General features: G+C 43.0%; 14 protein-coding genes. 2 read left to right on the forward strand and 12 right to left on the reverse strand.

What is annotated here, in order from left to right; translation table 11 throughout:
• Positions 1–17 precede the first annotated feature (17 nt).
• Positions 18–1994 (reverse strand): glycoside hydrolase family 127 protein, encoded by a 1977-nt coding sequence (locus tag QVE09_RS05075; protein WP_315935947.1) that lies wholly within the window; start codon positions 1992–1994, stop codon positions 18–20.
• Positions 1995–2058: 64 nt separating this feature from the next.
• Positions 2059–3435, reverse strand: a complete 1377-nt coding sequence (locus tag QVE09_RS05080; protein WP_315935948.1) for an MFS transporter — start codon at positions 3433–3435, stop codon at positions 2059–2061.
• Positions 3436–3704: 269 nt separating this feature from the next.
• On the opposite strand from QVE09_RS05080, the gene QVE09_RS05085 reads away from it, so the two are divergent.
• Complete coding sequence (locus QVE09_RS05085; RefSeq protein ID WP_315935949.1) at positions 3705–4658, forward strand: AraC family transcriptional regulator; 954 nt, start codon at positions 3705–3707, stop codon at positions 4656–4658.
• A gap of 84 nt (positions 4659–4742) precedes the next feature.
• On the opposite strand, the gene QVE09_RS05090 is transcribed toward QVE09_RS05085, so the two are convergent.
• The 3 genes from QVE09_RS05090 to QVE09_RS05100 all read right to left on the reverse strand — a co-directional run bounded on the left by QVE09_RS05090 (position 4743) and on the right by QVE09_RS05100 (position 9165).
• Positions 4743–6857, reverse strand: a complete 2115-nt coding sequence (locus tag QVE09_RS05090) for a CBM35 domain-containing protein (protein WP_315935950.1) — start codon at positions 6855–6857, stop codon at positions 4743–4745.
• Positions 6858–7124: 267 nt separating this feature from the next.
• The gene (locus tag QVE09_RS05095) at positions 7125–7964 is read right to left on the reverse strand and encodes a cupin domain-containing protein (protein ID WP_315935951.1); all 840 of its coding nucleotides are present in this window, start codon (positions 7962–7964) and stop codon (positions 7125–7127) included.
• Between the two features lie 151 nt (positions 7965–8115).
• Positions 8116–9165: a leucine-rich repeat domain-containing protein gene (locus QVE09_RS05100; protein WP_315935952.1), complete on the reverse strand. Its 1050-nt coding sequence runs from the start codon at positions 9163–9165 to the stop codon at positions 8116–8118.
• Between the two features lie 101 nt (positions 9166–9266).
• Here QVE09_RS05100 and QVE09_RS05105 point away from each other — a divergent pair, with 101 nt between their 5' ends.
• Entirely contained in the window at positions 9267–9593 is a 327-nt protein-coding gene (locus QVE09_RS05105; RefSeq protein WP_249912298.1) for a hypothetical protein, read from the forward strand.
• Between the two features lie 103 nt (positions 9594–9696).
• On the opposite strand, the gene QVE09_RS05110 is transcribed toward QVE09_RS05105, so the two are convergent.
• Genes QVE09_RS05110 through QVE09_RS05140 form a run of 7 tightly spaced genes read right to left on the reverse strand, consistent with a single transcriptional unit; the run spans position 9697 to position 14742 of the window.
• The gene (locus tag QVE09_RS05110; RefSeq protein WP_315935953.1) at positions 9697–10302 is read right to left on the reverse strand and encodes an SMI1/KNR4 family protein; all 606 of its coding nucleotides are present in this window, start codon (positions 10300–10302) and stop codon (positions 9697–9699) included.
• Between the two features lie 20 nt (positions 10303–10322).
• Positions 10323–10745, reverse strand: a complete 423-nt coding sequence (locus QVE09_RS05115; RefSeq protein WP_315935954.1) for a hypothetical protein — start codon at positions 10743–10745, stop codon at positions 10323–10325.
• Positions 10746–10777: 32 nt separating this feature from the next.
• Positions 10778–12079, reverse strand: coding sequence for a hypothetical protein (locus tag QVE09_RS05120; protein WP_315935955.1), 1302 nt, complete (start codon positions 12077–12079; stop codon positions 10778–10780).
• A gap of 21 nt (positions 12080–12100) precedes the next feature.
• A complete protein-coding gene (locus QVE09_RS05125; RefSeq protein WP_315935956.1) occupies positions 12101–12835 on the reverse strand; it encodes an SMI1/KNR4 family protein in 735 nt (244 codons plus the stop codon).
• A 44-nt stretch (positions 12836–12879) separates the two neighbouring features.
• Positions 12880–13440, reverse strand: coding sequence for a hypothetical protein (locus QVE09_RS05130; protein WP_315935957.1), 561 nt, complete (start codon positions 13438–13440; stop codon positions 12880–12882).
• Positions 13437–14087 (reverse strand): hypothetical protein, encoded by a 651-nt coding sequence (locus tag QVE09_RS05135; RefSeq protein ID WP_315935958.1) that lies wholly within the window; start codon positions 14085–14087, stop codon positions 13437–13439. The genes QVE09_RS05130 and QVE09_RS05135 overlap by 4 nt, the downstream gene beginning before the upstream one ends.
• 46 nt (positions 14088–14133) lie before the next feature.
• Positions 14134–14742 (reverse strand): hypothetical protein, encoded by a 609-nt coding sequence (locus tag QVE09_RS05140; protein WP_315935959.1) that lies wholly within the window; start codon positions 14740–14742, stop codon positions 14134–14136.
• Between the last annotated feature and the right edge of the window lie 314 nt (positions 14743–15056).

Below are 15056 nucleotides of genomic sequence, written 5' to 3' on the forward strand. Positions count from 1 at the left end.
CTCCCTTTCAGGTTTAATTATGCTTTGGTAAGCCATACACGCATTTCACCTGAATCTCGGTTTGCCCAGCAATAATAAGGAATAAAACGCAGTTGTGTAGGTGTATAGGTTTCAGGCGCCCGAGACGCATACAGTACATTTTCCCATTCCGGCTCAATATTTCTTTTTTCAACTTCTGCATGGATTGTACCTATTCCACCTAATAATTCAGGATTGAAGGTGTACTCGTAATCTTGCTTAACATTTAAACGAACTAAGTGAAGATGATTCCCGTTGTCTGCTTCTTCTACACAATAGATCAAAGGTCCACGACCTATCGCTACTTTGCCAATATCAGCTCGTACAAGCGGGTGGGCTGCATATTCTTTGATCTCCATCGGTACAACAAATTCGATAGTGTCATCATTTTCCCACGTACGATTAATATGAATATATCCGTTGTTCATTTCCGCCTGAATCGGATTACCATTCAACGATAAGGTGTATCGTTCTGCCCAGTATGGCACTCTGATGGCCAAAGTAAACGTTGTTGGCTCTTCCGTCCGAGTCACCATCGAGATATGACCTTCCCAAGGTAAATCCGTTGTTTGCTCAATCTGTACCTTATGCTCATCCATCTCCAGTTCTGCGGTACTTGTAATGAACAAGTGGGTATATATCGTATTTTGCTCCAGCCCAACCGTGTATACATATTTATGAAGTGAGGTTAATAATCGGGCCAGATTAGGTGGACAACAAGCACAGCCAAACCAATCTGGTCGTGTTACTTTCACATGACTTTTGCCAGGATCATTCCGGCTACTACCCGGATCTACCTCTAGCGGATTCACATAAAAGAAGTGCTTGCCATCGAGCGCCATTCCAGCAATCGCAGTGTTGTACAAGGCTCGTTCCAATACATCTGCATATTCAGCCCGTGCTTCATTTTTCAGCATATTAAAGGCAAAAAAGATAAGTCCAATCGAAGCACATGTTTCGCAATACATCGTATCGTTAGGAAGATCGTAATCCTGGGTAAAGGCTTCTCCATCTACTGTTGAGCCGATACCTCCGGTAATATACATGCGTTTATTGACCATATTGGCCCAAAGACGTCGGCATGCTTCTAACATGGGAGTATCTTCTGCAAGCCTTGCTGCATCAGCCATCGCTGCACACAAGTAAACAAGTCTTACCGCATGCCCTTCGGCGGTCTCTTGCTCCAAGACGGGCTGGTGTGCCTGATAATATCGAAGCTGGCGGTGGCTCATGCCTTCAACCACAGGTTTGGTTCCTGCATCTTCTGTTTTTTGTCTGGCAAAAAAGGTGAGATCCGTTCCGCGCTCATATAGAAAATAACGGCTTAGTCTCAGATAACGTTGCTCCCCGGTTAAGCTGTATAACTTCGTTAATGCAAGTTCAATCTCTTCATGACCATCGTACCCCTGAATTTGGTGCTCGCCTTTACCAAAATGGTTATCGATACAATCCGCCAATCGACAAGCGATGGTTAGTGCTTTTTCACTTTGAGTCGATTCATAATAAGCCACGGCAGCTTCAATAAAGTGTCCGGCACAATACAATTCATGACTTTCAGCAAGCTGTTTGAATCTGCGCTCGGGTTCTTCAATTGTGAAATACGTATTTAGATAACCGTCCTCCTCCTGTGCCAAAGCAATAAGATCAATCACGCCATCGGCTAATTCTTTTAGATCGGGGTCATGTTGTATCGATAACGAATAAGCAACCGCTTCAAGCCATTTGTATACATCACTATCCTGAAACACCCAGCCATAATGATTCCCCTGCTTCAAACCGGCAGCAATTTTGAAATTTTCGATGGCATGACTCTTTTCAGAAGGAATGGTATCGTCATTTCTTTCTTTTTCGATCGTTATATTGGCAGTATCATTCAATACATTCCACTGATAAGGAATCATTTCCGTACGTACCAGTTCACGATAATTAGACCAGAATGGATCTGTAATATTTAATGATTTTAATTGTAGTGACATGGTATATCTCCTCTCATCGTGTACAACTTGTTACGCCACATCAAAATATCGTTTAATCTGTAGCTTAATTTTCTTTGATCAACAATTGTTTGCGAATATAGCTTTCATTACGTTCAAAGCGTCGATAAAATAACATCGGGATAATGCCTAGTGCAAATACGATTGCGGGCAGCCAGATAAATACAAATTGGATACCTGCTAACGACTGGGCACTCTGTGCTACATTTGGTACGTAGCCAAAAGCCGACATAAATTGTGTAGGGATGAATCCACCTAATCCTGATCCAGCTTTGATACAAAAAGCACTGCCAATCGCTGTCAACATACCACTTGCACGTAAACCTGATTTCCATTCTCCGTAATCAACGGTATCTGACAACATAGCAAAAGGCATAGAACAAGCAATGCCCGATCCAATACAGGCGATAATCCAGCCAACAATTAAAATTCCAATATGCTCTCCTGCAAAAAAGAGAACAACTTGTCCACACGCCGCCAGCACAAAACCCAAAATCATTGTGGAATATTTATTGGAGACCTTCACAATAAACGGAATAAGGATCATGCCTAAAACTTGAATAACAGAAATGCCGTTGATCAGTGGTACTAGATTTTTGTGTCCTATATTATATTCAAAATAATAAACTAGCGTTGATGTACGTATCGTTAATGCGATCCAGAATATCAGATTAGCTATAACTAGAATAACCCACGGCCAATTTCCTTTGATCGCTTTGAAGCTTGATTTGAAAGGGATGGTTTTGATTTTCTCCGTATTGATTTCTTTCAAATCAGCAAAAGCAATCAAAAACATAATGATAGAAACAACACCGAATAAACAAACGGTCCAAAAAAATCCTTTTTGATCATTGCCTGCCCCTAAAAAGGCAACCAATGGTAAAGTAAATGTAACTGCTGCAAAGTTACCTATATTGCCACCAACCATACGAAATGAATTAAGCACAACTCGTTCATCCGGGTTTCTACTCAGATTCGGTAAAATAGAAGTGATTGGTGTAGAAATCCCCGTATAAGCAATCCCTGCCAGAATATACGTTACACTGGCATATACGATTTTCCATGTCCCGTCCAGATCGGGCGTTGTAAACGTCAAGACGGTAAACACAGCAAATGGGAAGCATAACCATAAAAAGTAAGGTCGACTTTGCCCATATTTAGTTCGAGTATGATCTACAATGATTCCCCAGAGTGGAGCATCGACCGCATCGACTAATCTGGTGATCAATAATAATGCCCCTGCTACCCCAACAGATAAACCAAACACATCTGTATAAAAATAAAGCAGGTAAGCACCTATGATGCTGTATAACAAATTTCCTCCTGTATCTGTGAGCGCATAACTTATTCTGCGATGAAAAGGTACTTTCTCTGACAGAAGAGTTGAAGGGTGCTCTGGCGAAGATTGGGGCGTTGTTTGCATAATATAACCTCCAGGTTCAAATCAAAATGTAAATGCAACTGCGTTTTCTTATCTAATAGTAAGCGCTTACGATTTCAAGATAAACTTATGATTTCGTAGGAAAGGTATCCATTTCCGACTAAATAATAGATTTACAAAATCCGTTGTAGACGTTTAAAATTGAGCTATTATACCATTCGAATAATCTATGAATATATTTTAACTTCTTATTGTGTACAAATCCGACTTTTGATATCCAAAACTGACATTTCGATAAGGAGTGATTAGATATGCTAATGAAACCGATATCAAAAATAAGTATTGAGCGACCTATTGCTTATTTTAAATGCGGACAATTTGTAAGTGATGAAGGCTGGAAACACAAAAAAAGGAAGCTTGAGAAAGATTATGAACTCATTATTGGCTTGAAGGAATCGGTATTTCTTCAGGTTGGTGATACGCAGTATGAAATTGAGCACGGGGATGTAATATTAATTAAACCTGGTGTTGAATACTTTGGATATGCTGCTTCTAAAGCTGGAGCCAGCTTTTTTTGGTTACATTTCTTCCCCCGACATACCACCATAACCGAATCTGGGGATGAGTTTTTGAATAGTTTGTTTGGTAACGTTATCACAGAGCAGAAGAATGAAATTAATCAATATGTATGTTTGCCAGACTTCTTTTCGCTGCCTTATCTGGATAAACCGATTATATTGATGAAGCAGATTCTGGATACATCTAACACTTCGTATTACAGCACTTATGCTGTAGATTATCTCGTCACGGAGTTGATGATTGAGCTTACGGATAAATATCTGCAGCCGCTTATTCATAATGAGCTTTTCCATAAAGAATATAATCAGAAATTTATGCAAATCTTAGAATGGATTCGAGTCAATATTTACCATGATCTTACCGTGCAAAAAGTAGCAGATACTTTTTGTTTTAACGCCGATCATCTCACTCGTTTATTCAAAAAACATCTTGGGATAAGTACGATCCGTTATATCAATACACTGAAATTAAACTTAGTTAAAGAGCTGTTGTGTACAACGAATTCCTCGATCAAAGAAATCGCCTATCAATTACATTTTCGTGATGAGAAGTATTTGATGAAACTATTTAAAAATTATGTAGGTATGACACCTACTCAGTTCCGTGATACGTATACCAATACCTATATCAATACGGTCACCGTAGACCCTGATATCCCTATTCCGAAGCATCTGTTAGAAGAATAGTTTTAATATAAGCTAGATAAAAACCTTGTTAGCACATATTCTATAATCGAATATCGCTAACAAGGTTTTTTCTGTTATATCAGACTATTTGATTTCAATATAATCCAGCTCTGCATACCCCGTGTTACCCTTGCTGATCACAATTGTATTATCTCCCTGCTGCAACGTTACAGGAACCGTTACTATTTTACGTGTACCTGTATTCGGTAAATCAGATATCCAGCCTCCCGTTTTTGGATACGTAACTACAGTTGGCGCTTGATTATTAATCGACACATTTTGACTAGAATCACCTGCGGTGCCATTACCATAGCCTATCTCCATGTTATATGAGCCTGCTTCTCGAGCATATACGGAGAACGTAACCGAACTATCTGGGTGGTCTATATTTCCAACAAAAAGACGATTAGAAGCAAATGAACTACCTCTTACTTTAGCGTTGTTTATTTTAGCCTCTTCTGCTTCAATTCTAACTTTAAAGTCACCTGCGGGTTTTAATTGTATATAATCCAACTCAGCATAACCGGTTGTTCCCTTAGTAAATTTCAGAATATTCCTACCTGCTTTTAAAGAAACATCGGTCTGAATCGTATCGTTATTCCCTTCTGACAACCAACCGTTAGTCGTTGGATATTGAAGTGTTGCAGGATCTTGCTCATTTACAGTGAGTTGCTGAGTAGATGAAGTTGTACCTCCATTTGCATATCCAATAGTTACATGATAATCCCCTGTAACAGGAGCATCGACTGCAAATTGAACATAACTATCATTGTAATCTATTTGGCCTACATAAGTTCCATTAGAAGCGCTCATATTATTGAACAGACTGGCGGAATGAATCGTCGCATGTTCTGCTTCATAACGGCTGATCGTTGACTGCTCTTCTGGTGTAATGACCAGTCGATAAGCATAGGATTCTCTTAGCTTGCTCACAGGCACAGATATTTGTCCATTCTCTATTGTAAAATTGCCTTCAAATTCAGTTGTTGCTTGATCTACTGCGGTATCGACTCCATACCAAGGCGTACTTTCGAATGTAACATGAGCATTACCGGAGAAATAGGGGAGTGCTTCAAATCCTTTGACAGAGATATTGCGATTGCCATTCCCTCCACCAAACACAACATTCACTTCTTGCTTGGAGTCATCTACACTAGCAATACCATCCAGATCCAAAGCAGTTGCATGGGCTGGTGTGGTCATCGCCATCTGACCAGACATATCACCATACCATTTGTACATCCACCATGCTCCATTAGGTGATCCCGTATCTGTAACCAGATTGCTTAACCGACCTGGTCGGAACCAAAATGCTATATTCGCTGTATCTACATCCGAACGCTCAAATTCAGCAATATATCGCATCATATTTCCTGGAACGGCCTGCTCATCAACAACACCATATTCATTAATACTGATCGGCAAATGAGCAATCCCTAATTCAGTTTCTATAGCACGGTAAGCCTCTATATGTTTAGAAATATATTGTGGTGCTGGGCCATTGATATAATTACCTTCTGGTGCCCCTAATTCATGCCAAGATATAATATCTGGTAACACATCATGATCTCTCGCATAAGTCAAAAAGTCTCTAAGCCAGCTTTCATTATACTGAGTAATACTAGGACCTATTATGTTGGTATTTTTGTCTTTTTCTTTAATCCGTAGATATGTTTTTTTCCAACCTTCATTAAATGATCCCGCCGCTTGGGTGTTCCATGTTCCATCTGGTTCATTCCATAACTCATAACCGTAAATGTTCTGGGCTCCTGAGTTCAATCTTGCATCAACGATACGATCTACTTTTTCGAACCAATCATCCCAGCCCACCCACTGATATGGAAAATTAGGATAAATATCAGGCATACGAATCGTCACTGTTGCGCCATTACGTTCAGCAATGGGTGCTACTTCTAGTGCATCACCAATGGGTGTTGTTTCTCCATTAGGCAATTGCCCCCCATTTGGAGCCATTTGAGTAAACATTTTTGGCTTCGTAGGACCAATCAATTGATCTGAGGGTCTGCCTTCTTCGGCTAATCCATACAACGAACCTGAAGCAACATGGGTTACAGGTCTATATTGCGTCGCAAGATCCACTGTAAACTGTGCAGGTACTGCAGCTGAAACAGGAGCAGATACAGCTGGAAAAGAAGTAAGTAATAGGGCTGCACTTAATAAAACCGCCAATTTTTTCACTCTTCATCACCTTTTCTTGTTGTATTGGTTAGCATAAATGTCAACAACCGTAAAGAAAGCGTTATCAAGAAAAATCGGTGGCCACCGTAATTACTTTTAAATAAAAGTTATAACTTATATGATAAGGTTATTAGTTTTCCGTTTATGAGTAAACTTAAGAAAACGTAGGAAAAGTGCAAATTACCGACTTATTGAATTCAACTATGTAAATCAATGGGCTCCCCCAACGTCATACTCATGACGTATGGGGGAGCTCATTATTAGAGTTTATCCTTGATTATTCGTATTCACAGGAAGCTCTCTATAATACGGACAGCCCGGCTCATGAATAATACGTGGATCAACCCAAGTGCCCCAGTACGGAAGACGGTTCACGTAAGGTTGCATGTTTGGTTGCATGTTTGGTTGCATGTTTGGTTGCATGTTTGGTTGCATGTTTGGTTGGTTGTTGGGCTGCATGTTTGGTTGTTCATTGGGTTGTGTGTTTGGCTGTACATTGGGTTGTACATTAGGCATTACGTAAGGCTGGTGATTCACATTCGGAGCACTGTTAGAGGCAGGAGCAGTTGAAGGCTGGCAATCTGCCGGTGGGCCAATAATCACTGTCTTTTGAATGGGAGCCAGCGCTTCTTGCACTGTTTTCTCATCCAGACAGTACGTATAAGCCAACAGTTTTGCAGGTGTAAGACGTAAGATGTCTGAGCCAAATATCGCTTCAGGAACAGGAGCATCAAAGATTGCGAGTAAGTGCGTATGATCTACAGTGGCCACTTCATAGTGCCACCAGCCTTGAGGAACGTTAGCCACCTGCCCCGGAGTAATCGGGAAATGAAGCAGCTCGTTGGTAAACGGATTAATGAGGGAAACAACTGCCGAACCGCTGATGCAGTATACCAACTCGGTTGCATTCTGATGCGTATGTGGTTCAACCACATTGCCTGTATTGAGGAAAATATCCAATAAAGAAGTATTGCCTAGTGTGTTTAACTGTTTGATGGAAAGAGCGTTAATATAGTTGTTCTCATCCTTCTTGAATAACGGGTTATTGCTCAAATCGTAAGTAAATTCGGTGGTTGGTAAAGTGTAATCCATGTATGAGGTTGCCAAAATAAAACGCCTGCCCTTCGCTCTCGGTTTAGGTCATAACCTATATGCCAGCTTATGCCCAGCGCCCAGATACGTGAGCCCATTTCCGCCAAGTTTTCACCACATAACAAATATCCCTGATTCGGACATCCCGAGCAGGGCTCATTGGCTGTTAAAATTCTTCTTCGTCGGAGATGTCCCCCCAACTAATCCCTAATGGAGTACTGTTCAAATTTACACTCTGAAGCCAACTCATTCGCTTGAGCATGTCTGGCGTTCCCTCGATCAAACCATCAGTTACACTCAAATAACGTAGTTTCTTTAATTTCTCCAGTTCAGGCGGAAGCTCACAAATACCCGAGTACCCTATATCCAGAGTTACGAGTTCGCTCAATTCACCAATCTCGGCTGGAATATGTTTCAGACCAAGATCCGACTTCTCCTTTGGCTTCCATCCGGTCGGAATATGATAAGAACTACCACAATAAATTCTAAGCTCTCGAAGTTGTTTTAATTTTCCAATGTCTTGATGAATACCTCCCAAATCCGCAGTCATGATCTCCAATTCTTCCAATGTTGTCAGTTCAAAAAGGGCTGGAGGAAGTGTATAAACATCCTGCTCAAAAATCGTCAAACGTTTCAAGTGCTTCAATTTCCGAATCCGTTCCGGAATCTCTTTCAAGTAATGTGAACTAATATTCAGCACATCGGTCTGATGCCTGATTGCATCGTCCAGTAAGGAATGAATGTCCTGATGTCGATCTAACCTAAAAAACAACCCTGTGATACGCTCCATTAGCTCAATTGCTTCTTCTTGTGTAATGTGCATGCCATACATATTCTCATGAGCAACGGTGTAGAAGTAATCGCTCCCATCCTCTTTCAGAAAACAAAGATCATCCGGCAATGACGGATATAACCAGTCATGAAAGCGATTGGCTTCCTCCTTAAGGACCTGCCCGGATTCAGGCATACAACGATATATGTAATAGATGCCTTCTGCATACATGGCACCACTTTGCATCATCATTTCTTCCATGGTACAGCTTCCAATCAGGTACGGTTCCAGCCTATGTAACACTTTGGCAACTCCTTCAGGTGTACCTTCTACTGCATACTTTCTGTCAACCAGCATAAAACGATCTGTCTTCTCAATCAATTCGTCAATCAACAGTTCATAGGCAGTTCCTCTTGGATCAGTGTGAAAAGCTACGGCTACCATAGGTTCCCCCTCATTATTCATTAATCTTCAATCTGCTGTATCATCTGAAACCACTGTGGCATAGGCTGATATCATCAATCCAGTTATTGGAGGCTTGTTACATGGCATACGGCCCTGGTTCAGTATCATCCCCGCAACCTGCGGGTTATCCTTACCCTTATTATCCGCCACCCCCACCGTATCCTTACCCTTATCCCTATCCATACCCGCCCATCGTTCCTGTTCCACTGCCATATCCGATCGGTGGTCCTTGGTGGCATGGTGGCTATCCCGGCGGTGGTTACCCCGGTGGACACCCTGGTCATTTCCCAGGAGGTGGCTATCCCGGTGGACCTCACGGAGGTGGACCTGGTGGTCCGGGTGGTCCAGGTGGACACGGAGGACCTCCAGGCGGCGGATTTCACGGACATCGTTTCTTCCAGTGGTAATCCGTAATCATTAGACTTATTCAAAGTACTGGTTCAGATCAGATAAAGGAGCTGCTTCGGGCGGCTTCTTTATTATTGAAGGAATTCTCTAATCGTGCAGGATTTAATACGTGATCTCACCCATCATCTTCAGATTATGGTTTGACATACTGAGGAGATCCGTGAAGGTAGGCGTTAGATAATAGACAAAGTCCGGATCGTGCACGTACATAATAATCTGCCCATACTTTCCTTCCTCCGTTGGATCAAAATCGAGCATCAGATACAGTGAACCTCCCGCGATCGTGGCAAAAGGAATCCATGGTTTATGGAACAGGTATGGCTTGATCTCCGGGTCCAACTGCTTAATTTCTTCTGCAGAATAATACTCTTCCAACTTCTCATCCACTTCACAGAAGTATTGTTTGGTCTCTCGAATCTCTTCCAATGACATCAGATAAAAGGGTGTACATCGGCCTGTCTCGGCATCACCCGGGTACAGCACATGCAACCCGTAACCACTGCCGTCTTTCCTTTGGTAAAAGGTACGAAAATCACCAGGCAGCCGGACGCCATACTCCTTTTCGAATAAATCCAGACTTTCCTCGGATGCACCTTCCCGATGTTGATATTCTTCGAACAATTGCCGAATCTCGTGATCCTGTATTTTCTCATCTAACAAGTGATTCAGCTCGTCCATTAGCACGTTTAACGATACATTCGGCTCCAATCTCACCACACCTCCCTATCTCAGCCCTTCTCTTCTTGTAGATATTGATGATATTCCCAAAACGCTTCTTCCTCTCCGCCACCTTCAATCAGAATCATGACTGCGTAAGATAACAAATTAAGCCATTGTTCCATCAACGCCACCTGCTCGTCCGAGATGAGGTTGTTGCTTCGAAGCATACCCTCAGGTTCAACGGCCCAGGCGCGTGCCATATGAGTAATTCCCCATAGACATGCCATGACTTCCCGGTCCAGTGAAGGCCGTGCAAGTTCTGGTGCCAGAACCCGCAGTATCTCCATCAACTCATGAAAATTCTGCTCAATCAAATGTCCACGAAAGGGCCGCAGACTGCCAATAAAACCTTTCTCCATCTTGGGATGACTCAGATCATCATAGGAAAAGGAATGACATTTTAATAACGTTACAGCCTCTTCACGTTCCATTCCTTCACCCCTTTGCAGGTTGTAATACGACCTTACCAGCGCAGAGGTTCTTCTCCACGCCACAACACATATCGCTCCAGCTCCCGAAGAGTGCCTGTACCGATCCCGTACTCGTCCATTTCTTTGGAACGAAGATCGAGCACATGCAGCATGCCACCATACGTGCCAACTGCAAGTTTGGACTGTTCCGGCGATACGGTGAGAGAATAGATGGTACTTCCCACAAAATGACGCCATACTTCCTTACCCTCGCCATTTACACAATATAGATAACCATATGCATCACCAAGCACCATGCCTGCCTCTATTTCCACCGCTGCATACACTCGTGCATTCTCATCCATGACCGGCCAATCTTCCTTCGTTTCGTTACCTGCGATTGATTCCAGCGGAACCTGTATCGTGACTCCGTTATAGAAATGACATGCGTTAAACCAGACGGTCTGGTTATTACTGGTGAATGCCGCATAATGAGGGTAGCTCGATTCTGGATAGAGAGAGTATGTTTTGTTCAGCTGGCGGTCCATCACCATATGATTGCTCCCTTGGCTACCAAATGCAATCCATCGACCATCCCGAGATACCGCTGCATGTCCCATGTCTAACTGTGTATCCTCTAGCTCATATTCTTCGATCTCTGCCAGATCGGGATGAAGCAAGGTCACCTGAGCTTGTGTGACGAGATATATCCCGTATCGTGAATGGATGAGTAGTGCTCTCCCTTCATCCATAGGTATAAGTCCTTCAAGTGTCCGTTCGGGATGCTCACAGTCCGCAAGTGATTCAATCCGAGGTAAGGACGACTGTACCCGGGCTTGAATATCTTCCCAACGATATGTCGCTATCTCTTGTCCTTCCAACCTGCGATCTGGCTGACGAATAACACGAATCCCATCCGGTCCTGCAAGCGCATAGTCCAAACCGTCTGATGAGCAACCAGCAAAAGTATACGAATAAATCAACTGCCACCCCTGCTGATCCATCGTATATATCTGACTATTCTCCGTGAAAATCCCCGTATGACATACAACCGTTTCCTCGTTCAGATAACCTACAACTTTGACAGCCTGCATGGAAGCCTGAAATGCCTCGCTCAATGGCCACGTCGCTGCTGGCAGCTCACGTCGGAGCATCTCCAAGTCACCGTGGAGATTGGCCTGTCTCACCATATGGAATACTTCAGTACTCATACCGCTTCTGGAATCTTCCTTCAGCTCGGATTCATCTGGTTGCTCTCCCTCCATGCCTTTCCGTACAAATGCATTGACATCCCTTGCATAACGCCTGCCCTCATTGCGCCATTGTTCCGCGATGTCTTCCTTTAACCAACTCATCTGTTCCCCTCCACTCTGCCTCTACTCATATGCCGTACAATGATGTGCCTGCAAGAACAAACTGATTTCGTTATCCGTCGCCTCCTCCGCACCATTCTTTTCTTCATAGAAAAGGGCAACTTCTCTCCCGGTTGCATAGTTAAATCGTAAATATCCTCCCATCGACACCATGAACATCTTGCACATGTACTCATTCTCCAACACAACATCCCACTTAAATTCTGTTTTGCATGTAGCGGCGAGTTCCTTCATGGAGCTTCCCTGTTCTGTCCCTGAAAAATGGTAAAACGTATGTTTCCGCAGCTCATTCCACGGTTCAAAGTATAGTGGCGTTATCGGTTTATCCTGATGGTAATACCCACAATAGATCCGGTCCAGCGTTTCGCCAAATTCAGTCTCCGAGCATGTCCATAAGGTGATATTCTCATCATGACGCGGTAGCCACAACAGTCCCTCAACTTCCGGATGAACAGCAAGGAAATCTCCATCTACAGAACTGCCGATGGAGATGCACTGCTCAAGTTGATGCTGACTTATAGGCGAATCATCCGTATGTATCCAAAAATCATATTCAACAAAAGGCTTCAGCACTTCCGGGTCCGGTCTCTGCACATTCATCCATCCCGTATATGTACCTTCCCCGTAGTGTTCAATCCAGGTACGGTATGACAAAGGTAGCGAGATGGCATGCTGTTGTTCAAAGTGATCTAGTTCCTCTGCTGGAACCGGCTTAAGTACACGGGATACAATATACATTAGTCGACATCTCCCATCTCAGTTTGGTTCATTCGTGATCAGATCTAAGCCAGTTCTTCCTGTACAATTTCAGTCCATACCCCTTTACGATTCAGAATGCGAATGGCAAAGGCATCATATCCATCACGCTTGACCTGATCAAAATGCATGCGTTCTCCCGTGATCAGTTCATACGTACCACGCTCATCTACTTCTTCGCCAAACTCTTCATCCCAAGGCACATTGTAGTAGGCCATCAACTCTACTTCAAAGATATCTTCTCCTTCAACATCCAGATAAGGACGAAGGGGTCTGTCATGTAGTGCTTCTTCCGAATAGGTCTCACATAACATGGCATCATATCCATGCTTGGCGGCATCAATGAGCAGATAGCGCTCACCCGTGACAGTATGCTCCGCATATACAAGAAGCGGTGTCGAATCATGCCAGGTAATCAGATCATCTTCCATCAAGTCACCATAATAAAAGATATGGAATTTATCATGTCCGTCACTCGATTGAAGTTTGCCTTTCCACTCCACTTCATCGGATTTAATGACTTCTTCCTTCCTAATTAATCCTTCCAGATAAGCAGGTCCGTGTTGTACACCATACGCATTCATCATCTCGCCTCCGATTTGTTCATTCGAATGGTAACCACTCTGTGTTCCTCATCCACCGTCAGTTTCACATCAATGTTAAGCTTGTCGCGAAATAACGCCGTAATATTGATATACGGATCGCGGGCAGCTTCGCTACTACCGCCACTATTACGGCTCATTCCCTGATGAATGATGGATTCTACCAGCTGTTTATCTCCCTTGCCGGTATTATCGTAGGTGTAGATCACCTGCCCATCCTGATCATACAGATTTAAGACCGTTGCAAAATCATTGGCGTTCTCATACTTTCTTTCAGTCTGCACATAGTTGTGATCCGTATGTTGATAGTTTACAGTACCAGCCAGATACGGATTGTCCCCGCCTGGCTTCACATCATACTCCTTATAAGCCAGATTAAACAGGTATTGGATATGATTCATATCAATCCGGTAATAAAACTCACGGTTATCTTCCTCTTTGTCCATCGCTGCAAAACTGTTAATCAGCGGCCAAGCCCCATAGGACTTCCCATTAACATCAACGGCCAGAGCATAGTCAGATAATACTGTCTCTTTTTGAAATACACCATAAGTCTGTAAAATAAAATAAGCTGGAATCATCAACATACCCAGAATGATTGCAAAAATGCTAAGTTTAACTCGTAGTTTCATGTCTTCTCTCCCTTGCAGCTTTAATGCTTCATCTTCGCTTTCAGTCTCATCCAGTCTTATGCTGAAGGTTCGACAGTGTACGCACAACCATATCCCTGTTCTTCGCATCTTTAATATAAGCCGGAATACTATGTGAAGCTGTTCTTAAAGGCATATTTCCAGGTTTCTCACGCAGATCTGCGGAAACATAAGCAATGAGATAATTCAGGTGCTCCCGATTCACAGCCCATATGATTTTTCCTCTGAACTCATCCAGGAAGTATAGCTCCAACCCGAATACAGGATCTTTCCCTGCACGAATCTCGGAAAAACACCTTCCGTATGTCGATTTGGCATGTAATTCAACCTGATTAACAGCACCACAATGCGGACATTCCACATGCGTTGATCGGTGAGAAGTCTTCTTCCCGTCTGTGACTTCCACGTTAAACCAACGTTCACATACAGCACAATTCCCCTTGGCCTTATATTGATACACTGGTTCTTCAAAAGCTTGAGCGTAACATTCGAAACACTTCCATCCCAGTTGATCGTTCCGTTGTTCAATCGAAGCGTGCCCACCGCATTTGGGACATTTCACATCAACCCGCTCGCCCCGACGAAGTACCGAATAGAAACTGTACTTATACGCACCCTCATCTTCGAAACGTTTCATCCTGTATCCACCCTTCTCCTGAAACTATGACACACACCGCGTCAGAATACTCAACATTTACCAATCCATCTCTCTAAAATTATATGAAACTCCGTTCCTCAGCACAAGAATAGAAGGCAGATTATTGGAATTGACTCTAATATGACATAACCAAGTGTGTGCCTCATCACACCCGTACCTGCTTCTATACCTTAATCTATTACTAGGACGTGTCTCAAAACTCGCTGAAGTTCATCTTTTACCGCCTTTTCGCCCCCTGCTGCGTCACTTCCTCTTGACGTGCCCCGGTACGCCTGCGGAAAACTTCCTTGCTT

Origin of the sequence: Paenibacillus sp. ClWae2A, from assembly GCF_032452295.1 — a bacterium.
Taxonomy (GTDB): Bacteria; Bacillota; Bacilli; order Paenibacillales; family Paenibacillaceae; genus Paenibacillus.